The sequence below is a fragment of the Pantoea sp. E956-1 genome (genome assembly GCF_982223955.1).
In genome coordinates this window covers 344,725-366,406 of the sequence record NZ_CEUYZP010000001.1, presented here as the reverse complement: position 1 = coordinate 366,406, position 21,682 = coordinate 344,725, and the positions used below count along the sequence as shown (strand labels likewise).

The 21,682-nt window shown below is 56.4% G+C and carries 19 protein-coding genes and 1 pseudogene; 13 read left to right on the top strand and 7 right to left on the bottom strand.

Going from position 1 to position 21,682, the window contains the following annotated elements:
• The first annotated feature begins 36 nt into the window (after positions 1-36).
• The 4 genes from AC0T7J_RS01805 (at position 37) to AC0T7J_RS01790 (ending at position 2,480) form a co-directional block, all read left to right on the top strand.
• Complete coding sequence (locus AC0T7J_RS01805; protein WP_473791738.1) at positions 37-282, top strand: hypothetical protein; 246 nt, start codon at positions 37-39, stop codon at positions 280-282.
• A gap of 31 nt (positions 283-313) precedes the next feature.
• Complete coding sequence (gene ampC / locus AC0T7J_RS01800) at positions 314-1,468, top strand: class C beta-lactamase (RefSeq protein ID WP_473791736.1); 1,155 nt, start codon at positions 314-316, stop codon at positions 1,466-1,468.
• Positions 1,469-1,557: 89 nt separating this feature from the next.
• On the top strand, positions 1,558-2,010 hold the full coding sequence (gene parS / locus AC0T7J_RS01795; RefSeq protein ID WP_473791734.1) for a type II RES/Xre toxin-antitoxin system antitoxin: 453 nt from the start codon (positions 1,558-1,560) through the stop codon (positions 2,008-2,010).
• Positions 2,010-2,480 (top strand): RES family NAD+ phosphorylase, encoded by a 471-nt coding sequence (locus tag AC0T7J_RS01790; protein WP_473791732.1) that lies wholly within the window; start codon positions 2,010-2,012, stop codon positions 2,478-2,480. The genes parS and AC0T7J_RS01790 overlap by 1 nt, the downstream gene beginning before the upstream one ends.
• A 39-nt stretch (positions 2,481-2,519) precedes the next feature.
• Here AC0T7J_RS01790 and AC0T7J_RS01785 read toward each other — a convergent pair whose 3' ends face one another.
• From AC0T7J_RS01785 to AC0T7J_RS01775, 3 genes are all read right to left on the bottom strand, one after another.
• Entirely contained in the window at positions 2,520-4,343 is a 1,824-nt protein-coding gene (locus AC0T7J_RS01785; RefSeq protein WP_473791730.1) for a glycoside hydrolase family 15 protein, read from the bottom strand.
• 93 nt (positions 4,344-4,436) lie between these two features.
• A complete protein-coding gene (locus AC0T7J_RS01780) occupies positions 4,437-5,330 on the bottom strand; it encodes an SDR family oxidoreductase (RefSeq protein ID WP_473791728.1) in 894 nt (297 codons plus the stop codon).
• Between the two features lie 264 nt (positions 5,331-5,594).
• Positions 5,595-6,629: a LacI family DNA-binding transcriptional regulator gene (locus AC0T7J_RS01775; protein WP_473791727.1), complete on the bottom strand. Its 1,035-nt coding sequence runs from the start codon at positions 6,627-6,629 to the stop codon at positions 5,595-5,597.
• Positions 6,630-6,850: 221 nt separating this feature from the next.
• Between AC0T7J_RS01775 and AC0T7J_RS01770 the strand changes: the two genes are divergently transcribed.
• The 4 genes from AC0T7J_RS01770 to AC0T7J_RS01755 all read left to right on the top strand — a co-directional run bounded on the left by AC0T7J_RS01770 (position 6,851) and on the right by AC0T7J_RS01755 (position 12,066).
• The gene (locus tag AC0T7J_RS01770) at positions 6,851-7,876 is read left to right on the top strand and encodes an ABC transporter substrate-binding protein (protein WP_473791725.1); all 1,026 of its coding nucleotides are present in this window, start codon (positions 6,851-6,853) and stop codon (positions 7,874-7,876) included.
• Positions 7,877-7,964: 88 nt separating this feature from the next.
• Positions 7,965-10,190 (top strand): ABC transporter permease, encoded by a 2,226-nt coding sequence (locus AC0T7J_RS01765; protein ID WP_473791724.1) that lies wholly within the window; start codon positions 7,965-7,967, stop codon positions 10,188-10,190.
• Positions 10,187-11,248, top strand: coding sequence for an ABC transporter ATP-binding protein (locus tag AC0T7J_RS01760; RefSeq protein ID WP_473791722.1), 1,062 nt, complete (start codon positions 10,187-10,189; stop codon positions 11,246-11,248). The genes AC0T7J_RS01765 and AC0T7J_RS01760 overlap by 4 nt, the downstream gene beginning before the upstream one ends.
• Before the next feature lie 23 nt (positions 11,249-11,271).
• Entirely contained in the window at positions 11,272-12,066 is a 795-nt protein-coding gene (locus tag AC0T7J_RS01755) for an inositol monophosphatase family protein (RefSeq protein WP_033757665.1), read from the top strand.
• Positions 12,067-12,098: 32 nt separating this feature from the next.
• Here AC0T7J_RS01755 and AC0T7J_RS01750 read toward each other — a convergent pair.
• Positions 12,099-12,546 (bottom strand): annotated as a pseudogene (locus AC0T7J_RS01750) (GNAT family N-acetyltransferase).
• Between the two features lie 179 nt (positions 12,547-12,725).
• On the opposite strand from AC0T7J_RS01750, the gene hipB reads away from it, so the two are divergent.
• From hipB to AC0T7J_RS01725, 5 genes are all read left to right on the top strand, one after another.
• On the top strand, positions 12,726-12,974 hold the full coding sequence (hipB, locus tag AC0T7J_RS01745) for a type II toxin-antitoxin system antitoxin HipB (protein WP_473791720.1): 249 nt from the start codon (positions 12,726-12,728) through the stop codon (positions 12,972-12,974).
• Positions 12,974-14,287 (top strand): type II toxin-antitoxin system HipA family toxin, encoded by a 1,314-nt coding sequence (locus tag AC0T7J_RS01740; RefSeq protein ID WP_473791718.1) that lies wholly within the window; start codon positions 12,974-12,976, stop codon positions 14,285-14,287. The genes hipB and AC0T7J_RS01740 overlap by 1 nt, the downstream gene beginning before the upstream one ends.
• Before the next feature lie 103 nt (positions 14,288-14,390).
• Complete coding sequence (locus tag AC0T7J_RS01735; RefSeq protein WP_473791716.1) at positions 14,391-14,597, top strand: type II toxin-antitoxin system MqsA family antitoxin; 207 nt, start codon at positions 14,391-14,393, stop codon at positions 14,595-14,597.
• A 324-nt stretch (positions 14,598-14,921) separates the two neighbouring features.
• Positions 14,922-16,343, top strand: coding sequence for a M24 family metallopeptidase (locus AC0T7J_RS01730; RefSeq protein ID WP_473791714.1), 1,422 nt, complete (start codon positions 14,922-14,924; stop codon positions 16,341-16,343).
• Positions 16,344-16,418: 75 nt separating this feature from the next.
• Positions 16,419-18,464, top strand: coding sequence for an FUSC family protein (locus AC0T7J_RS01725; protein WP_473791712.1), 2,046 nt, complete (start codon positions 16,419-16,421; stop codon positions 18,462-18,464).
• 390 nt (positions 18,465-18,854) lie between these two features.
• Here AC0T7J_RS01725 and AC0T7J_RS01720 read toward each other — a convergent pair whose 3' ends face one another.
• The 3 genes from AC0T7J_RS01720 to AC0T7J_RS01710 all read right to left on the bottom strand — a co-directional run bounded on the left by AC0T7J_RS01720 (position 18,855) and on the right by AC0T7J_RS01710 (position 21,671).
• Positions 18,855-19,190 carry a gamma-glutamylcyclotransferase family protein gene (locus AC0T7J_RS01720; RefSeq protein ID WP_473791710.1) on the bottom strand — a complete coding sequence of 112 codons (336 nt, stop codon included), beginning with the start codon at positions 19,188-19,190 and terminating at the stop codon, positions 18,855-18,857.
• A 985-nt stretch (positions 19,191-20,175) separates the two neighbouring features.
• Positions 20,176-20,730 carry a fimbrial protein gene (locus AC0T7J_RS01715; RefSeq protein ID WP_473791708.1) on the bottom strand — a complete coding sequence of 185 codons (555 nt, stop codon included), beginning with the start codon at positions 20,728-20,730 and terminating at the stop codon, positions 20,176-20,178.
• A 17-nt stretch (positions 20,731-20,747) separates the two neighbouring features.
• A complete protein-coding gene (locus AC0T7J_RS01710; protein WP_473791707.1) occupies positions 20,748-21,671 on the bottom strand; it encodes a fimbrial protein in 924 nt (307 codons plus the stop codon).
• Positions 21,672-21,682: the final 11 nt, after the last annotated feature.

Sequence of the window (21,682 nt, the reverse complement as noted above, 5' to 3'; positions counted from 1 at the left end):
GCCATACTTAGTGCAGCGTCCCACTGGAGAACTCTTATGAAAATGATCATCAGTCTGCTGCTGTCCGGGTTACTGGGCAGCAGCGCCTTCGCTCAGCCCGCACCGCTTTTTCCGGCCCGCGCGCCCCTGGTACAGCTGACGCCCGCTGCAGCCCGTTGCGACCTCTCTGCCTGTCAGACCAATTGCTACACAGAGCAATCCCACTGCAACACCCGGGACAGTGGTGCCTGCAGTACTCAGGCTCAGATGTGTGTGCAGGCCTGTGCCGACCAGTGTAAATAATTTAATTCAGTGAAGAATCCTTTAGTTGCCAATGAAAAAGTCTTTGTTTTACCTTGCGTTATTGTCTTTCTCTGCCAGCTGTGTCGCCGCCGATCTCTCTTCACAGCAGGTTACTTCTCTGGTTAAAGCCGCGATCGAACCGCTGATGGAGCAGCAGGCGATCCCCGGCATGTCAGTGGCGGTGCTTTACAAAGGCCGGGCGCAGTTTGTGAACTTCGGCGTGGCCGATCTCGAATCACGCCGCCGGGTCACGGAAAACACGCTGTTTGAGCTGGGCTCAGTGAGCAAAACCTTCACCGGCACCCTGGCCGGGATCATGATCCGCAACGGCGAAATACGCCTTAACGATCCGGTACAGAAGTACTGGCCGCAGCTGACCGGTGAGCAGTGGCGTCCGGTGCGGATGCTGCATCTGGCGACCTATACCGCGGGCGGCCTGCCTTTACAGTTGCCGGATAACGTCACCGATCAGGCTTCGCTGCTGCGTTTCTATCAGGAATGGCAGCCAGAAGCAGCGCCCGGCACGCTCCGGCAGTACTCTAACGCCAGCATCGGTCTGTTTGGTTCGCTGATGGTGAAGGGCGATTATGAGCAGGCGATGGTGCGAAATGTGTTTCAGCCACTGCGTCTGACGCGCACTTATATCACCGTGCCGCCCTCGATGATGCTGGACTACGCCTGGGGCTATAAAAATGGCCAGCCGGTACGGGTCTCACCCGGCATGCTGGATGCAGAAGCCTACGGCGTTAAATCCACCGCGCGTGACATGCTCACCTTTATGCAGGCGAATGTGGATCCTAACCGCCTCTCTTCGGGGAATGCCGTGCTGCGTAATGCCATTCGCACCGCGCAGGCGCGCTACTTCAAAGTCGGCACGCTGTTTCAGGGACTAGGCTGGGAGATCTACGACTGGCCGGTTACTGCCGACACGCTGATGGGCGACAGCGATAATGGTGTTGCGCTGCAACCGCGCCCGGCGACGCTGCTCAATCCGGTCGGGCCGTCGCAGAGTGCCTGCTGGGTGCATAAAACCGGTGCAACCAATGGATTTGGTGCCTATATCGCCTTTATTCCTGAGAGGAACAGCGGCATCGTGATACTCGCCAACAAGAATTACCCGAATCCGCTGCGTATAAAGGCGGCGTGGCAGATTCTGCAGGCGTTACAGCAGGAGAAGCCCGAGTAATCTACATCATGCTTGCTCAGCGCCCGGGCAAAGCTGGCACCGCTTGTTCATTTGCGCTAAAATAAAAATCAAATGAACAGGAGGCTGCCATGTCTATCGCCATCTATACACCCGCTCAGCATCGTCGCGACAATACGCTGCTGCATGCCCTGAATCTGCCGGAAACACTGCCTGATGCGCACCAGCGTATTGCGGTCGGGTTCAGCAGCGGGGTGCTGAAACGCACGGCGTCGTTATCCACCTTTGACGAAGGCTGGCTGTGCCGTCTGGCGGGCATTGATCGCACTACTTACAACCGCAAAGTCAAAGATCCGCAGCAGACCTTTTCGCCCGATCAGAGCGGACGAATCTACATGCTGATCCGCGTCCTCTCTGCCGCCAGCAAACTGTTCCGCGACGACAGGCAGCGTCTGGTGCAGTGGCTGGAAACGCCCGCCAAAGCGCTGGGCGGTAAGAAACCAGCGGAGATGACCACCACGGTGGCGGGTGCAGAAGCGGTAATTAACCTGATTGGCCAGCTTGAGCATGGCGTGATTACCTGATGGCGGTACGTTTCTTTCGCCTGGTGAAGAGTGAGTATGCGATGACCGCCTTTGACGGTTTTGGTGCCCGCACTTACGGGGGGCGCTGGAATTCCGTGGGAACGGTCTGTGTCTATATGGGATCAAGCCGGGCGCTCTGTGTACTGGAGGCGCTGGTTCATCTCACCATTCAGGATCTGTCACACGACTACTCAATGCTGTCGATTAGCGTCCCGGAATCGCTGATTACCGAGCTCTCGCTGGAGGCGTTGCCCGCTGACTGGCAGGCCGATCCTGCGCCATCCTCCACGCGGCAGATCGGTGACGACTGGCTTGCGAGCGCGGATAATGGCCTGGTGCTGAAGGTGCCGAGCACGCTGACCGGTGAATGGAATGCGCTGTTTAATCCTCGTCATCCGGCGGCGGCTGGCATCATCAGTAAGGTGGTGGCAGAGCCATTTTTTTTCGACCCGCGCTTCCGGCTGCAGTAGGGTGCGGATTTGCCACTTTCCTCACCGCAATATCTCACATCACGCCGGTGCCTGCGATTCTGATAGCGCCTGTGCCGCGCAGATCAGCGCCAGATGACTCAGGCCCTGCGGCATATTGCCGCGCCAGCTCTGACTGCGGACGTCATACATCTCATTGAAAATATCGACGTTACCGTGGCCGTTCAGCGTAGCCAGAATCTCCTGCATCGCCTGTTCTGCCTGGTCAGGCTCACCCATCTCTGCCCAGGCCTCCACCAGCCAGAAGGCGCAGGCGAGAAAGGTACTCTCTTCCTCTCTGGCCCCGCTGTAGCGGTAGAGCATGGCACTGCCGTCACCCAGTTTTCGCCGGATAGCGCGGTAGGTTGAGAGCATCCGCTGCGGATTGACCGCGTTGCCGTAGCCGTGCACCAGCGCCAGCGATGCGTCGAGGCGATCGTCACTGCCAGCATAAAAGAGATAGGCTTGCGCCTGTTCTGACCAGCAGTGCGACTCAATCCAGTCGCGGATACGGTCACGTTCCCGCTCCCAGCGCGCCAGCCAGGTTGGTTCGATATGCTGGCTTTCTGCCAGCGCCACCGCCCGATCCAGTGCCATCCAGCAGGCCATTTTGGAGTGGGTATAGTGTTGCAGCTCCGGCAGTTCCCAGATGCCACAATCTTTCTGCCGCCAGTGATCGGCGCAGCAGTTCGCCAGCTCGCCCAGCATGCGCGAGGTGGTGATATCCAGCACGTGTCCCGCCTCAATAAAATGCTGGGCGGTGACCAGCATGTCGCCATACATACTGAGCTGCAGCTGGTCGCGGGCATTATTGCCGACCCGCACCGGCTGTGAGTTCTGATAGCCGCTCAGCGGCGGATAACGCTCGGCGGGGACTTCATCACCATTCAGGGCATAGCAGGCGCGCAGCCTGACGCCGTGGCGCATGATGGTCTGCGATAGCCAGGAAAAGGCCGCCTTACAATCTTCCAGCGCCCCGAGATAGACGAAGGCTTTAATAATCAGGCAGGCGTCGCGCACCCAGGCGTAGCGGTAATCATAATTTTTCTCGCCGCCGATCCCCTCAGGCAGGGAGGTGGTGGCAGCCGCCGCCAGCGCGCCGGTCGGGGAGTACCAGAGAAACTTCAGCGACAGGGCAGAACGCTTCACCAGCGCCGGGTAGCTGCCCTCATAACTCAGGCTCTCCACCCAGCTGGTCCAGCCGGTGTGGCTGGTTTCAATCCGCTGATCGATAGCCTCCAGCGGCGGCACCGCCAGCGGCTCTTTCTCGGTAATCAGCAGTGCGCAGAGCGAGCGGGAACCGGCAGTGGTGCGCAGCGTGGCGCAGACCTGCTCGTCATCCAGCTCTGTGATCTGAATATCTTCGCTGGTGCGCAACATCGCCATGATCTCCGCGATGTGAAACACCTTGCCTTTCTCATTATCGGCCACCCACGGTGAACGGGTTTCGGCAGCGGTGCCGAAGCGCAGGGTGATCGCTAATTCCACTTCACCGCTGACGCCTTCTATGCGACGCGCCAGTTCGCACCACGGCAGACGCCCTGCCAGTGTGCTGTTAATTGATTCGGTCAGCAGCACGGTGCCGCTGTCTGTCTCGAAGCGGGTCTCCAGCACGTTGCTGTTATCGCGGTAGTGGCGTGAGACCTGATAAGGCGCACGCGGGACAATCTGAAAGTAGCCACCGAGTCCGGCATCAAGCAGGCGATCAAACAGGGGCTTTGCATCGAGATTGGGCGCGCACCACCAGTCAATTGAACCGTCCGGCGCAATCAGCGCGACTGAACGGCCTTCACCAATGGCGGCATAATCACCCAAATCTGCAAAGCCCTCTTTTCTGACCGGCGAATGAAAGATCGGGTTTTCCATAATCTGCTTCCTTATATCACGGTGGCGAGGGTTCTTAAGCGGGGCAAAAGCGGGACAAAAAAAGGGCCGCGTTATGCGGCCACCTGAGTGAGATTACAGCGTACCGGTGCCGCCATCAGAACACCAGACCTGCCCGGAGGAGTAACTGCTCTCGGTTGAGGCCAGGGTCACGTAGAGCGGGGCGATCTCAACCGGCTGGCCCGGACGGCCCATCGGTGAGTCGGCACCAAACTGTTTCACTTTCTCCATCGGCTGTCCGCCGCTGGACTGCAGCACGGTCCAGTATGGCCCTGGTGCAACGGCATTAACCCGGATACCGTCGCCACCCAGCTGTTTAGCCAGTGATTTGGTAAAGGCGACAATGGCCGCTTTGGTTTGCGCATAGTCGAGCAGAATATCGCTGGGTTTAAATGCCTGTACGGACGAGGTATTAATAATAGACGCACCGCGTGGCAGATATTCCAGCGCCGCTTTGGTGATCCAGAACATCGCATAAACGTTGGTTTTAAAAGTCGCGTCGAAATCTTCCGTACTCAGGGTACGGATGGACTCATTAAATTGCTGACGACCGGCGTTATTAACCAGAATATCCAGGCCGCCTAATTTATCGGCGGCTTCTTTGACCAGCTTCTGACAGAATTCTTCAGAACGAATGTCGCCTGGAATAGCAAAAACTTTACGGCCTTCCGCTTCGATTAATTTAATCACTTCATCGGCGTCTGGCTGTTCTTCCGGCAGGTAGTTGATTACGACGTCTGCACCTTCACGGGCATAAGCGATAGCCACCGCGCGGCCAATACCAGAGTCACCGCCAGTGATCAGCGCCTTACGGCCGGTCAGCCGGCCCGTGCCGCGATAGCTGGTTTCACCGTGATCGGGCACCGGGATCATTTTGCTGGCCAGGCCTGGCGCCTGTTGTGGCTGGTCCTCAAAAGGAGGTTTAGGAAATTGATCCAGATCGAGCGTCTTGTTAGTTGGTGTAGCCATTGTATGCTCCTTGAACAGAGTTATCTGAGACATTAAGCCTGGCACAAATGTGATGTTTGTCACATCTGACTGCTGATTCATTGAGCAGTTAAAACCAGAAGAACTTAATAATGCAGATAAAGCGTAGACAGAAAATCGGCATTGTGTGTTGCAGTAGCCGATTATTTTTGAGTACGGGCAGGGGCTATTTAAAGCGAAGCGCAAAATCTGTCGTGGATTATTTTAAGGCGTAATGATGTACCGGCAGAAAATAAAACCAGGTGGTTAACCGCCGCGTACCGAACTCCGCCAGACCACATCCACCGGATATATTCTGCGCTCCTGCTGCTGCTCATTTTTGGGCATCAGTGTCTCCGGTTGCGCTTCCGTTTCTACCAGCCAGGCAATGGCGTCGCGGGCGAACTGCTCCACCGGCTGCGCAAAGGTCGTGAGGTTGTAAGAGGCCCAGCCCGACTGCGCGATATTATCGTGTCCGATGATGCAGAGATCGTCCGGAATACGCAGCGTAAAGCGGTGACGCGCCTCATCCATAAAGCCGCAGGCGAGCAGGTCGGTGGCACAGTAAACCGCGTCAGGGCGAACTTTACGCGTCAGCAGACGCTGGGCCAGAATCTGGCCGCTTTCGTAAGAGGTGGTGCCGAACTGCTCCACCTGAACCGTGACGCCCACTTTCTGCGCGGCGGCCAGAAAATCCGCTTCGCGCTTCAGCAGACTCGGCGTTCCCGCCAGCGAATTGACAAAGGCGATGCGGCTGCATCCCGCCCGCACAAACGCGTTAACCGCCATTTCTGCGGCGGGACGGGAGTCGAGGTTGATACTGAGCGTGCCGGGCAGGGACTCGTCGCGGTTAATCAGCACCAGATGCTGACCATGTTTGTAGCAGAGCCGGGTGATGCCGCTGTCCGGCATGCCGGAGAGAATAATCGATGCGTCGGCGCGAAAATTAATCGCCTGCTGCAGCGCGGCTGAAACGCGCGCATCGGATCGGTCAGTGTTAATCAGCATCGCCACTTTTCCCGCTTCCTGCAGATACTGGGTCATCCAGCGCACCAGGCTGGCACGGTAGGGTGTGTCCACCTCGGAGGCAATTAAGCAGACGATGCCGCTGCGGTTGCGCACCAGGCCGCGCGCCAGATGATTGACGTGATAGCCCAGTTCTTCCGCCGCTTTCATCACCCGCTGGCGGGTAGCCTCTGACACGCTGGCTCCCGGTGTAAAGGTGCGGGAGACCGCAGAGCGGGAGACGCCCGCCCGGTCAGCCACATCCTGCGCACTCACCACCGCCTTAAGCTGCTGCATGTTCTCTCCTCGCCTGACATTGTCTGCACTGAGTTTGCCTGAAGTTGCAAGGCTGTGCAAAAAATACAGACGGGCGAAAGGTTTCAAATTTGTGACAGCGACTGACAATTGCTTAACAACTGAATTGACACTGCAGCAGGGCCGCCGTACTAATCTGCACACATGTTTGCACACATGTGCAAAAGCTGGCGCGTCTGCGTCATCCAGCCCAGGAGAACATCATGCGTTATTCCTCTCTGCTCGCTGCTGTAATCGTCTGCCCTATGATGCCGTTTGCTTCCTCGGCAGCGGGCAATCTTACTATGATCTGCTCAGCCGATGTGGTGGTGTGCGAACAGATGACCACGCTGTTCAGCCAGTCCCATCCCGATATTAAACTCAGCATGGTGCGGCTCTCTGCCGGTGAAGCCTATGCCCGTATCCGCAGTGAGGCGCGCAATCCCCGCACCGATATCTGGTGGGCCGGTACCGGCGATCCGCATATGCAGGCCGCCGAAGAGGGGCTGACCCAGGCCTATAAATCACCACTGCTCGATCAGCAGCAGCCCTGGTCACAAAAAGTGGCAGAGATCTCCGGTTATCGCACCGTGGGCGTCTATGCCGGTGCGCTGGGCTGGGGCTATAACACCAGACTGCTGGCGGAGAAAAAGCAGAAAGTGCCCGCCTGCTGGGCGGATTTGCTCGACCCTGGCTTTAAAGGCGAGATTCAGATCGCCAATCCCAACTCTTCCGGCACGGCCTATAACACCCTGGCGACGCTGGTGCAAATCATGGGCGAGGACAAAGCCTTTGACTACCTGAAGAAGCTCAACGCCAACATCTCGCAATACACCAAGTCTGGCTCGGCACCGGTCAAAGCCGCCGCGCGCGGTGAAACCACTATCGGCATTGTCTTTATGCATGATGCCGTCGCGATGGAAGTGGATGGCTTCCCGATTAAGCCCGTCGCGCCCTGTGAAGGCACCGGCTATGAAATTGGTTCGATGTCGATTATCAAAGGGGCACGCAACCTGGCCAATGCCAAAGCCTGGTATGACTGGGCGCTCAGCGCTGAAGCACAGTCGCATATGAAAGAGGCGAAATCGTTCCAGCTGCCCTCTAACCGCAAGGCGGCGATCTCTGAATATGCACCGCGCTTCGAGAACATCAGGCTGATCGATTATGACTTTAAAACCTATGGTGACTCAGCAAAACGCAAAGCGCTGCTGGGCCGCTGGGATAAAGAGATTGGTGCCAGCGCACAATAACGGTGGTGCGCCCCCGGCCACCTGGGCCGGGTCTGTGCCAGACCGCGGTGGCGTAAGCCTGGTGTCCGCTTCCTGATCGAGGTGATTTATGAATGCGCACAATCGTCGCTTAACCGGCGCGCTGCTGGCGGGCGCCATCGCGCTGACGCTGCTGCCCTGGTATAGCCTGGAGCAGGGCTTCTTCTCGGGTGACTGGCTGTTCAGCTTCTGGGGGGATGAGACCAATGCACCTGCGCTGGGGCAGCTTGCGTTACGCAACTGGCTGGGCATCGCCGTGGCGCTGTGGCTGCTCTCTGCTGCCAGCGTCTTTCTGCCCCCGGGCCGCACCCGCAGCACGTTGCTGCTGCTGTTCAGCTCCTGCGGCATTCTGTTTCTGGTGCTGGAAGGGCATGCCATCGGTTTCAGTGGCTGGAACTGGTTGTGGCTGGAGAACCTCACCGGCCCGCTGGCGCAGGGACAACCCGCGATGGGGGCGGGCGCGCTGCTGTTGCTGACCGTATTTTTGCTGATTTTCGCCTTTGCTCTGGCGGAGCGCGGCGTGCTGAAAGGCGATGCCTTTGTGGTGGCGTCGATTGTGCTGCTGGTGGCGCTGGTTACGACCTTTGTGCTCTATCCGGTGCTGAGTCTGTTTGTCGCCTCGGTGCAGGATATTGATGGCAGCTTCAGACCGGACGGACTGATTGCCAATATGCAGGATCCCGCCATCTGGAGCCTCGGCTGTTTTACCGGTGGCACCTGCGGCACCGCCTGGCGCACGCTGGGACTGGCGCTGATGACGGCCAGTGGCGCTACGCTGCTGGGACTGGCGTTTGCACTGGCGGCGACGCGCACCTCGCTGCCGTGTAAAAAAGCGCTGCGGATGCTGACCATTCTGCCGATTATCACGCCGCCGTTTGTCATCGGTCTGGCGCTGATCCTGCTGTTTGGCCGCTCCGGCGTGGTCACCGAATCGCTGGCGACACTGTTCGGCATCGAGCCGGGCCGCTGGCTCTATGGCATGACCGGCATCTGGATTGCCCAGGTGCTCTCCTTTACCCCCATCGCCTTTCTCGTGCTGATTGGCGTGGTCGAGGGCGTCAGTCCGTCACTGGAGGAGGCGTCACAGACCCTGCGCGCCAGCCGCTGGCGCACCTTCTCCCGCATCTCGCTGCCGCTGATGGCGCCGGGGCTGGCCAACGCCTTCTTAATCAGCTTTATCGAAAGCATGGCCGATTTCGGTAACCCGATGGTGCTGGGCGGGAGTCACGGCGTGCTGTCGACGGAGATCTTCTTCTCCGTGGTCGGCGCTCAGAACGACCCGAGTCGCGCGGCGGTGCTGGCGATGATCCTGCTGGGCTTCACCCTGGCCGCTTTTCTGGTGCAGCGCGTCTGGCTCTCCGGCAAAAGCTTCGCCACTGTCACCGGCAAAGGCGACGGCGGCCGTCATGTGATGCTGCCGCGTCCGGTGCGCTACAGCGTCTATGGCATGGTGATACCCTGGGGTCTGTTCACCCTGGTGATCTACGGCATGATCATGATTGGCGGCTTTGTGCAGTCCTGGGGGCTGAATAACAACCTGACGCTGGATCACTACATCCGCGCCTTTAGCGTCAGCGTTAATCAGGGGCAACTGGTCTGGCGCGGCGTCGCCTGGAGCTCTTTCTGGACCACGCTGGAGATCGCCCTGATTGCCGCGCCGCTCACGGCCATTGTCGGCCTGCTGACCGCCTGGCTGATTGTGCGGCAGAAGTTTGCCGGTCGTCAGACCTTTGAATTCATGCTGATGCTGAGCTTTGCCATTCCTGGCACGGTGATTGGTGTGAGCTATGTGATGGCGTATAACCTGCCGCCGCTGGAGATCACCGGTACCGCGATGATCCTGATCGCCTGCTTTGTCTTCCGTAATATGCCGGTCGGCGTGCGTGGCGGTATTGCGGCGATGAGCCAGCTGGATAAAAGCCTGGATGAAGCCTCACTGACGCTGGGCGCAAACAGTTTCCGTACCCTGCGCAAAGTGGTGCTGCCGCTGCTGAAACCGGCCATCAGCGCCGCGCTGGTGTACGCCTTTGTGCGGGCCATTACCTCTATCAGCGCGGTGATTTTCCTGGTCAGCGCCCAGTACAACATGGCGACCTCGTACATTGTCGGGCTGGTGGAGAACGGTGAATATGGCGTGGCGATTGCCTACTCCTCGGTATTGATAGTGGTGATGCTGCTGATCATTGGCCTCTTCCAGCTGCTGGTGGGCGAACGTCGCCTGCGTCGTGCAACCCAACCGGCGGTGATTATTGCCGCACCCTCTGCATCCACTCTGACTCAGGAGAGAGCCGTATGACGACCATTAACGCCGGATCGGTGGTGTTTGAACATGTCGCAAAGCGTTTTGCCGGTTTTACTGCCGTGCCGGATCTGTCGCTCACCGTAGAGCCGGGTACGCTGGTGACGCTGCTCGGGCCGTCCGGCTGCGGCAAGACCACCACGCTGCGACTGCTGGCCGGGCTGGAGCATCCCACCGCGGGGCGAATTCTGATTGGCGGCAAAGATGTCACCCATCTGCCCGCCAACGAGCGCGACGTGGCGATGGTGTTTCAGTCCTACGCGCTGTTTCCCCATATGAACGCCATCGACAACATCCTTTACGGGCTGCTCTCCTCGGGGATGAACAAACGTGAGGCGCAGGACAGAGCACACGAGGGGCTGAAGCTGGTGGGGCTGGAGAGTCAGGGGCAGCGGCTGCCGTCGGAGCTCTCTGGCGGACAGCAGCAGCGTATTGCGGTCGCCCGCGCGCTGGTGCTGGAACCGCAGGTGCTGCTGCTCGATGAGCCGCTGTCGAACCTTGATGAGCGTCTGCGCCGTCGGGTGCGCACTGACATCCGCGATCTGCAGCAGCGGCTCGGGTTTACGGCGGTTTATGTGACTCATGACCAGGAGGAGGCGCTGGCGGTCTCCGATAAGATTATTGTCATGAAAGAGGGGGATATTGCCCAGCAGGGTGCGCCGGAGACGCTTTACCATTCACCCAATTCGGTCTTTATCGCGGACTTCATGGGTGAGGCGAATATTCTGCCCTGTGAAGTGGAAGAGGCGGATGCGGATGACGCGCTGGTCCGCCTGGGTAATCAGCGCTTCCGGGTACGAGGTGCCGGTGCAAAAACCGGCAGTGCTCAGCTGGCGGTGCGACCGCAGTTTATTACGTTGTCCGGCGACGGTCAGGGTGCGCTTCAGGGGGAGATTATTCACAGCACCTGGCTGGGTGACCATATCGAATATGAAGTCGCCACCGATCTGGGCGCGCTGTTCATTATCGATCCGCAGATGGAACAGCGTCTGCCGCTTGCCGCCACAGTCGGCGTCAACTTTAAGCCGCAGGGCCTTGCCCTGATTGCCCGCTAATCTGATTAACTCAAGGAGTTCGCATGGAATCGCATGATGAAATAATGGCGCGTCTGGCTTTAGCGGAAGCCGTTGCCCGTGAAGGTGGTGCGACGGCGTTATCTTACTTCAACCGTCGCGAGACGCTGGTGGTGGAGACCAAGTACGATTTGCAGGATGTGGTGTCGATTGCCGACCGTGAAGTGGAGCAGCTGATCGCCAGCCGTATACGGGATGCGTTTCCCGATGATGGCTTTCTGGGGGAGGAGTCGGGCCTGCAGGCGGGAGAGTCTGACTACACCTGGGTGGTTGATCCGATCGATGGCACCAGCCCGTTTCTCAATGGGATGCCGAGCTGGTGTGTTTCCGTCGCGGTGCTGCGCGGCGATGTACCCGTCATCGGGGTGATTTTCGCGCCGACCTATCAGGAGTGCTACGTGGCGGCACTGGGGCAGGGCGCGACGCTCAACGGTCATCGTCTGCAGGTCGATCCCACACGCACGCTGCAAAACCACGTTACCGGGTTTGGTGCCAACAGCTATGTCAGCCCGCAACAGGTAGGCGAGATTGTGGCAGCGCTGCTGTCGGCGGGCGGTAATTTTATCCGCATTGGTTCCGGCGCACTGATGCTGGCCTGGGTTGCCGCCGGTCGGGTCGTGGGCTACTACGAACCCTATATGCACGCCTGGGATTGCCTGGCGGGTTACTGCCTGGTGAAAGAGGCGGGCGGCTGGTACCACCCGTTTAACACCGAAGGCGATCGCATCACTAAAGGCGCGCAGGTACTGGCCGTGGCACCGGGTGCCGAAGCGGATCTGCGGCGCATTGCCGGTTTATAATTATGTGACCCTGTCACGATGATTTGCTGCGGTCAGCGTGATGCCTCAGGCCGTAGCGTTTTGGTCAGATAGTGACGCTGCATACCGGTTTGCGGAAAATCGGGCAGGGACATCTGTGGCTGATAACCCTGTTTCTGATAAAACGGCAGGGCCTGAAAACTAAAGGTATCCACCAGCGCATAGAGACATCCCATCTTTCCCGCCTCCTGCTCTGCGGCTTCCAGTAGTGCGCTGCCCAGACCACTGCCACGCAGCGTTTCGTCCACCCAGAGATAATCGATACAGAGCCAGTTTCCTTTGCGTGCGGCGATCACTCCCCCGCGCAACATTCCCTGTTCGTCCCTGTTCGTCCCTGTGAGAAACTGACAGTGGTCCCCAGTTATCGCGGCTGATGAACTGCCGGTTGTAAGCCCCCAGTCCTGCCAGCAACTCTTCCCGATCGTCGTCGTTGACCTGATGGGTAAGGGTAAATGTGCTCATCCTCGTCCTCTTTTAATCGTAATGCCTGTTTATCCCTCGCAAAGGATAATTGTGTAATTATCCGCTATAGAGTATAAAGTAGATGTTATCCTCTGCGAGGGATAAGGTGTATTTTATACCCTGTCAGGGATAATGCGTCTGCGCTATGCTTACAACCTGTAATGCAGAAGGAGTCACCCATGATATACAGCCCGCTACAGCTGGCAAACCGGCTGAAGCTCATTCGTCAGCGCAATGGCTGGACCCAGAGTGAGCTGGCGAAAAAGGTCGGCCTGAAACAGGCCACCATCTCTCACTTTGAAAATGCCCCTGACAGCACCTCGCTGGCAACGCTGTTTAAGCTGTTACAGTCGCTGGAGCTGAGTCTGGACGTTCAGGAGAAAGAGGAGGCCAGTGCGCCTCAGCTGCATGATGAGGATGAGTGGTAATGCAAAGGCTGATTGCGTGGATGAACGGCGAGCGGGTAGGCGTACTCACCCGCCAGCGAAACGGCGCTCATGAGTTTCAGTATGATACCGGCTGGCTGAGTAATCCGCTCTCCAGGCCGCTGTCACTTTCGATGCCGTTGCAGGTTAAGGCGATCACCTCACACGCTGTGATTAACTTCTTCGATAACCTGCTGCCGGATAGCCCATTGATTCGTGACAGAATTGTGGCGCGTTACCAGATTAAATCCCGTCAGCCGTTTGATCTGTTGCAGGAAGTGGGACGTGACAGCGTTGGGGCAACCATGCTGCTGCCGCCCGATATGCCACTGCCCGCACTGCAGGCCCGCTATGAGGTGCTGGATGAAACCCGGCTCGAAAGCGTGCTGTCGGCCTATCAGTCAGATATCCCGCTGGGAATGCTGCGTGAAGAGACCGATTTCCGTATCTCGGTCGCGGGGGCGCAGGAGAAAACCGCACTGCTGCTGACCGATGAAGGCTGGAGCATTCCTGCCGGTGCCACGCCCACCTCGCACATTATTAAGCTGCCGATCGGAGAGATTAAACAGCCGGCCGCGACGCTGGATATGCGTGAAAGTGTGGAGAATGAGTATCTCTGCCTGGCGCTGGCCCGTGCACTCGGTATCGACGTACCGCAGGCAACGATTATCCGTGCCGGACAGATGCGCGCCCTGGCGGTAGAACGTTTCGACCGCCGCTGGTCACGCGATAAAACCCGGTTGATTCGCCTGCCGCAGGAGGATTTCTGTCAGGCGCTGGGACTGCCGTCTTCAACCAAATATGAGTCGGATGGCGGGCCGGGCATTGCGGAGATCATGCAGGTACTGATGGGATCGAGCAACGCCATTGAAGATCGCTATCGCTTTATGATGTTCCAGGTGTTTCAGTGGCTGATTGGCGCAACTGACGGTCACGCTAAGAACTTCTCGCTGTTTATTGAGCGCGGGGGCAGTTATCGACTGACGCCCTTTTATGATGTGATCTCCGCTTACCCGGTACTGGGCGGCACCGGTCTGAACAAGCGGGCGCTGAAACTGGCAATGGGCCTGCGTGCCACGAAGGGGAAGAAGACAGAGATCGACAAAATCTTCCCGCGCCATTTTATCGCCACGGCAAAAAGCGTCATTTTTGATCGTGACAGCCTGCAGCAGATCTTCGACTTCTTTGTTACGGCCTTTCCCCAGGCGGTGGTCTCGGTGCGCGATGCCTTGCCGCCCGATTTCCCGCAGCACATCGCCGACGCCATTTTCAGTCATTCACTGATTATGCTGGAGCGGTTGCGGCACAAAGAGTGATGGCGCTATGCGCTGGCAATATCCTGAAAAACCTCTCCTCCTGTGTATGGCTAAAAGCCTGTCGGCTATGCTTATCTGTCAGGCTTAACAGGAGAGTCAGGGTATGAAGTGTCCGGGATGTGAAGGAGAGGCGTTTGTGTACGCCACGCGCGACGTCAGTCTTAATACGGGTAATCCGGAGGACGTTGTGCCAGATGTGAAGGGCGATCACTGCATCCGCTGTGGAGCAGTGATTATGAATGCCGGAACCTCGGCGTTATATCCCGAAAAGGCGGAAGCGCTGGAGAATGCAGGCGTGCCCATCAAATAACATAGAGAGCCCGCTTAGCGCGGGCTCCGTTGTCTCTGTTCACCGCCTGACTGCAAACCGGGTCTGATTATTCACCTGCCAGCAAGGTATACGTTCCGGTATCTCGGTCATTTTCCGTCGCGGGTTTCTGCTATCCATATACGCAGCGGCAAATCACGAATAACAGAGCCTGCTCAAGGCAGGCAAAGCGTTACAGGGAAATGTTCATCTTTTTGATAACACACAACGAGTGAGTTGTGTGATTGTGGCACCCTGCAGGGTAAATCTCAGGTTTACCCTGGGAACGGAAATCAAACCCCGCCAATCTGGCCACCGGAGTGCGTTATGGATGCCAATCGCTATGCCCTGGAAACAATCCCGTCACCGCCTGTCTTTCCCGGTGCTGCCAGCCCTGTGATGTCTGATGAAACACTGCATCGCCGTCTGGCCGCCATTATTGAGCGGATGCAGCAGCAGCAGATTGCGCAACTGATTATCTATGCAGACAAAGAGCACGGCAGCAATTTTGAATATCTGGCGGGATTCATTCCGCGCTTCGAGGAGGCGCTGCTGGTGGTGACTCAGCAGGGCGATCTCACCTATATCATGGGTAATGAGAACCTCAAGCTGGTGCCGTTTGCCCGCAATCCGGGACGCTGTCTGCATGCGGCGGTCTTTTCTCTGCCCAACCAGCCCATGCGTGGGGAGCAGCCCCTGGCTCAGCTGTTAACAGAGGCGGGGATTGTGGCGGGAGAACGCACCGGGCTGGTGGGCTGGAAGTTATTTACCGGCAGGCAGCAAGGGAGGTTTGATCTGCCGCATTTCATTTATGCCGCGGCGGCACAGGCAGCGGGCGGCGATGCCCAACTGGTAAACGCCACCGGATTGTTTATCTCGCCTGACAACGGTGCACGCTGCGTTAACTGTGCCGATGAAGTGGCGTTTTATGAGGCGGGGGCCAATCTTGCTTCAACCGCAATGCTGGCTGCGCTGGATAGCGTAGCGCCGGGTGTCACAGAGAAGGACTTAGGCTCACGTCTGAACGCAGAAGGGCAGCCAAACACGGTGGTGACGATTGCCGCGACCGGCGATCGTTTTGCCCAGGCCCGGCTCTATCCGTCTGATAAACAGATTGCGCCTGGCGACAAGCTCTCTCTTACCACCGGCTACAAAGGCGGGCTTACCAGCCGCTCGGCTTACGTGGTCAGTGATGCTTCTGAGTTACAGTGTAACGTTTCTGACTGGCTGACCCGGCTGGCGATCCCCTATTATCACGCGGTGGTCAGCTGGCTGGAGCAGTTGCGGATCGGGCTCACCGGCGGCGAACTCTATTCGCTTATCGAAACGGTGCTGCCGAAAGCGCAGTATGGCTGGCATCTTAATCCGGGGCATCTGGTGGCTGACGAAGAGTGGCTAAGCTCGCCCATCTATCCCGATTCAGCCGTAACACTGAAAAGCGGTATGCTGCTGCAGATCGATATTATCCCGTCGGTGCCGGGTTATGGCGGCTGCAGTATCGAGGATACGGTTGGTCTGGCGGACGCGGCGTTGCGTGATGAGCTGGCGCGTCGTTTTCCCGATCTCTGGCAGCGAATGACTCAGCGCAAAGCGTACCTGACAGACGTGCTGAGGATTGAGCTTGCCGAAGAGGTGATTTTGCTCTCGAACACGGCAGGCTATCTGCGCCCTTTTTTACTGGATAAGCGCCGTGCGCTGGTGCGTCAGCAGGGGATTAACCGGCCTGATGTGGCCGGTAATAATTTGTAAAATTTAACTGAGAGTAAAACGCAGGCGCTTCTGTCAGGATACGCGCCTCAGAAAGTTCCTGGTTGCTCTCATTCGATGAAATGGTTTACCAAAAACGCGGTTTTGTTTGCCTGCAAAACCTCCCTTGCCGCGTTTATCGCACTCTCTGTGGCGCTCATTCTTAACTTCGAAAAACCCGCCTGGGCGCTGACCACGGTGTTTGTCACCTCGCAACTCTATGCAGCATCGACCGTCTCGAAATCGCTGTTTCGCCTGCTGGGCACGCTGCTGGGCGGCATCTTTATTCTGCTGATCTACCCCGAAACGGTGCAGTCGCCAGTGTTATTCAGCCTGGGCGTATCGCTGTGGGTGACGGTTTGCCTCTGGCTCTCTCTGCATGACCGCACGCCCAAGAGCTATATCTTTATGCTGGCCGGCTACAGCGCGGCGATTATGGGCTTTCCTGACGTGGAGTCACCGTCGGCAATCATCAACACCGTAGTTTCACGTATTGAGGAGATTACGCTGGGCATCCTTTGCAGCACGCTGGTTCACCGGCTGGTGTTTCCGGTTTCGATGCATCATCTGCTGGGGCAGAGCGTTAATCTCTGGTTTCAGAACGCGCGCAAACTCTGTGATGAACTCATCAGCGGAATGGCAAAGAACAAATCGCTGGAGCGGGAAGATATCCTGATTCACATGGCGGGTTATCCGTTGAATGTTGAAACGCTGCTCACCCACTGCGTCTATGAGGGCGAAGCGGCGCGAAATGTCATCCGTCTGGTCAGCGTGCAGTATCAGCATCTGACTTATCTGCTGCCGACACTGACGGCGATTGAGTCACGGCTGGGTGTGCTGGCCGAACTGAATATTCGTTTTCCACCGTGCGTCACCGACGTGTTTCAGCAGTTTCTGTTGTGGCTGCATCACGACCGGATTAACGATATTGCCGGACTGCGTGAAGCGATTGCTGCCAGTCAGACAACCCTGGAACACGAATGGCGGGCAGGGCGGCTGGCAACCGAAGAGAGCCTGCTGCTGATTGGGCTGCTGGAGCGGCTGGCTAACTTTGTGCGCATTGCCGATGCTTATGAGAATGTCAGTGCGCGCGCCGGGGATCTCTACAGCCACGGTGATGGGGCGGCGATCCGCAATATCCGGGAACACCGGCATATCGACAAGGGACTGTTACGCCTGTCCGCGCTGACGGCATTTCTGGCGACCTTCCTTTCCAGCCTGTTCTGGATCGGCAGCGGCTGGGCCGATGGGGCGAACGCACCATTGATGGCGGCGATCATCAGTTCATTTTTTGCTGGTGTCGATTCCCCGGTGACGCCGATGAAACTGTTTGTAAAAGGGGTGATGATTGCGTTGGTGGTCAGCCTGTTCTACATCGCTTTTCTGATCCCGCAGGCCAATACCTTACAGGCGCTGATGATCATACTGCTGCCCGGTCTGATGCTGCTGAGCCTGATCATTGCCAATCCGGCGACCAATCTGGTAGGGCTGAGTGTCGCCATTCAGATCCCCGGTTTTATCGGCTTAAGCCATCACTATGTCCCGAATCTGATCGTCACGCTGAATGCGGCCATCTCCTCGATGGTGGGGATTATGTTTGCGGTGGTGCTGACGGCGTTGATTCGCAACAAACGGCCGTCATGGATAGCCAGAAGAGCGGTGCAACGGGGACTGCGCGATCTGTTAGGGTTTATTAAAGTGGTGGAGCGCAATTCCGCCACGCTACTGTCAAGGCAGCAATTTATTGCGCGGATGCTTGACCGGGTGAATATCATTCTGCCGCGTAAAAGGCTCGATCCGGTGCCGGATATAGTGGTGGGGGGCTATCTGATTACTGAAACCTGGCTGGGCGCCAACTGTTATGACTTCTACGCACGTTATCGTGAGGTGCTGGAGAGTCATCAGATTGATAGTGGTCAGATGTTTCACGAGCTGGCGCTATACCTGAAGCGCAAGATGAAGTCGCTGCAGTTAGCGCCACATCAGGATCTGCTGGAGGAGCTGGATCTGTTGCTGCTAAGACTGGAGCCGATCGCCCGGCAGGAGAGTGTGGCTGTTGCGCCCTTAATCCATCTGTTTAATATTCGGGTATCACTGTTTCCACATCAGCGCTGGCCAGATTAACCCGGTGTAACAGGGCTGGCTGGTGGAGCTAAGAGCGCGCTTGCCGGGACCAAAGCGGATGGCAGCATTTTAGTTACATCATACATTAACTTCTTATTTAAATAAAGAGTCAGGCAACGTGCCTGGTTATCTTATCTGACAGGAAAATAAGATCAGCTGAGTGGAAAGGCTGGTTGGTTAAAATGACCAGCAATGGCCTGAGCGTAAAGCGCAGGCATTATACTGCTTTTAATTCAGTCTGTTGCATTAGATTCTCTGGACAGGCACGCCTGGTTGATACCGGTCATAAACGCGTCATGATGCGCCAGAAGTCTGCAATATAAGAGCAGGGCGCGCGCAGCTCAATGCACGAAAGCAGGGTGCATGCAGGAAACGTTCAATGGTAATAACTCATCGGCTTTCCTGCGGCTGAAGCTGATAAATCCACGCACTGTATTGCCGATTATCCTCGGCAGAAACACAAACCTCGACGCGATCGTAGCCATCTTCAAACGCATCCAGCATCGGCCAGTGGGCATCCAGCTGGTCGGAGAGAAACAGATAACCCGGCACATCGGGGCCATGCTCATCCAGAACGATGCCCGGAAAATCAGCCGCTGCGCCCCAGCCGCGCTGATAGAAGATGCCGTTCACCGAACCGGCCAGCCATTCTCCGCCAATATTTTCCAGAATATGGGCATTCTCGCGGCCCGGACAGAGCGTGCCATAGACAAATAAGCGTTTCATTTTTTCTCGTCGTTGAAACAGTGGAAGCCAGCAACTCTAGCGTGCATGGAATCTGATGTCATGTGGCTGTAGGGATTTTCACGAATCGCTGAAGATATGGGCAGGAAGCGCAGGTTGAAATGACGCACTGTGACAAATTCTGCGACTCAAGGGCCACGCGGCAGTCTCAGAATTCACGTAGCGTTGCCATTCAGGTCAGGCAGTCAGGCGAGTCTGGCTCAGTGAAGCATGACATTCTGGATGAGATGGCCAGAGCGGCATTTTCGTTATCAAACCTGATGGCGGGACGGAGAGCATCAGGATGACAACCATCCGTCATCAGCAACAGAACCGCTGGCGTGAATGAATCAGGCATCAGCATAGAAGTGTGCGTGAATGTTAAAACACAGAGGCGATTCCAATCGGCGCAGCGCAGAAACGGTGATGGTAAACAAGGAAGCCGAACAGCGGAGATCTCTTTCAAAGCAGAATGGCGCAGCAGTGCTATGGTGTAAAGTCATGAGAATAACGCGCTCAGCGTGCAAGGTTAATGACAACAACGAACAACCAAAAATGACAGAGCGGGATTTGCTCTGGAAGGACGGCGGATGGCAATGATGCCGGTGGTGATAATCGTGCAGTTTGATAGATGTAATAAGCTGACCGACAAGAGACGTTAAGAGCCAGAATCTTTGAATTCAGCGATGCCCGGGTATCAGAATGAAGGACGAACCAAAGAGCGCATAATGTATATTATGTTAAATTACGACTGCTTTTACTGGTTTCCTGCCACGGCTGATATTCCCTGCTCTGCTGTTGCTTGTTGTGATCAGGTTTCCTTTGCATCCCGGGTGCGTCTGCAATGGCGATCGGCCAAAGTACTTTTCATCGTTCTGATAGCCCCTCTCTGACCTCCGCAATAATGCCTGATCCGGAAACATTCAGTGTCGGCCCTCTGGACTCAACCGAATTGCAATCCCGGACGTGGACGCCGTTTAACAGCGTATCAATTATAAGTCAGTGTAAATTGCGTTGCGGCATTCGCTTCACCCGGCTTTGCACTGTTATCACCGGTAGAAACATAGTCAGCCCAGAAATCCAGCGTAGCATCACCGTTTTCATCGATGACGGCTGACGGCGTCTCCTTACCCAGTGGGATACGATTACGACGGCTATCCATTATCTCAATCGCGATACCTGAGGCTGCGTTCTCATCTTTGTCATCAATAGCCAGCAACGTATCGTCATGGGTATCTTTGGTGCCAGTAAACGTCAGTTTTGCATTATCAGCCGTACACCCTGTGAGATGAAGACTAAACGGAACCGCTTTGGTTGTCCGTCCCGCTTTCGCCAGCTGTTTAGTCTGCCATTCACCGAGATCCACCGGCTTATTTACGTCAACCGGATCGACAGTACAGGCCACCGCTACAACGGTTGCCGTCAGGCGGAGGTTAATTTGCGCCAGTGCATCTGCTGAGACCGTCTGCGATGTACTAAAAAGTATCACCACGCCAGTCAGCAACGTTATCTTTGCCAGTCTATTGCGACATAACTGATTCATGACCACTCTATTCCGTCTTAGTCAAAATCGACACGAAGATAGCCTTCGGCCGTAAACTTACCTTCCGCCGGCTTATTCCCGGTAATGCTTACAGGCCAGGCGGTAATGGGAATGGTTGCAGAGGCATTGCCATCAAGCTGAAAAGGAATTTTGCTTTCTGAATTGTTGGGCATTAATGGGATTTTATCTTTATCGGCAAGGACGAAACCCAGATCCGGATTGTCAGATACAATGGCCCCACTGGCGACATTGCTCGCTTCAAGCCTTAATGAAAGCATGGCTTGCGCATCAATGTTTTTACACGCGATAGCGATATTTCGGGTCTGCGGGTTGACGCCGGCGGGTTTATGGCCCGCGCCAGCTGCCGAAAACGCAGAGGCACTAATATTACCAAAATCAATGGTAATGACGTTATCGGGTGTGAACTCACAATTCTGCGGAATGATAATCTGTCCACCAATGGTTACGCTGGCGATGGCCTCCCCGCTCACCTGAATGCCTGGCTGTGTATTTAAATATGTTTGCAATGCCAGAACACTGAATTGCGAAAAACCAATAAACGGTTTACGAATACGTAATGAGATTTTCCCGCTATTGCCAGTACCCCAGCCACTGCTCATCTGGCTGCGGTTCATCGCGAGCTTATTTGATGCATCATAAAAAGGGACATGAGGATAGGTCTGGCTGTTTCCGCCGACAAAAACCTGAAACGAGGCATCAAGATAATCGTTGAGTTTGTACCACTGGGTGTCGCCAATTTTTTCAGATGGTGGAAGTGGGCTTATTGCTGTTGCGTAGGCTTCAGCGGTAAAAGGATAAGGGGGCTCATCACAATGCCCGCTATACGAACCTTCCCCCTGAAAATCGCTGGCATCCATGATGATGGTGCCCGCTTTATTCTTATCTTTATCTGAAATATCCTGCTGGATATTATTAATCACAAAATTGTGTG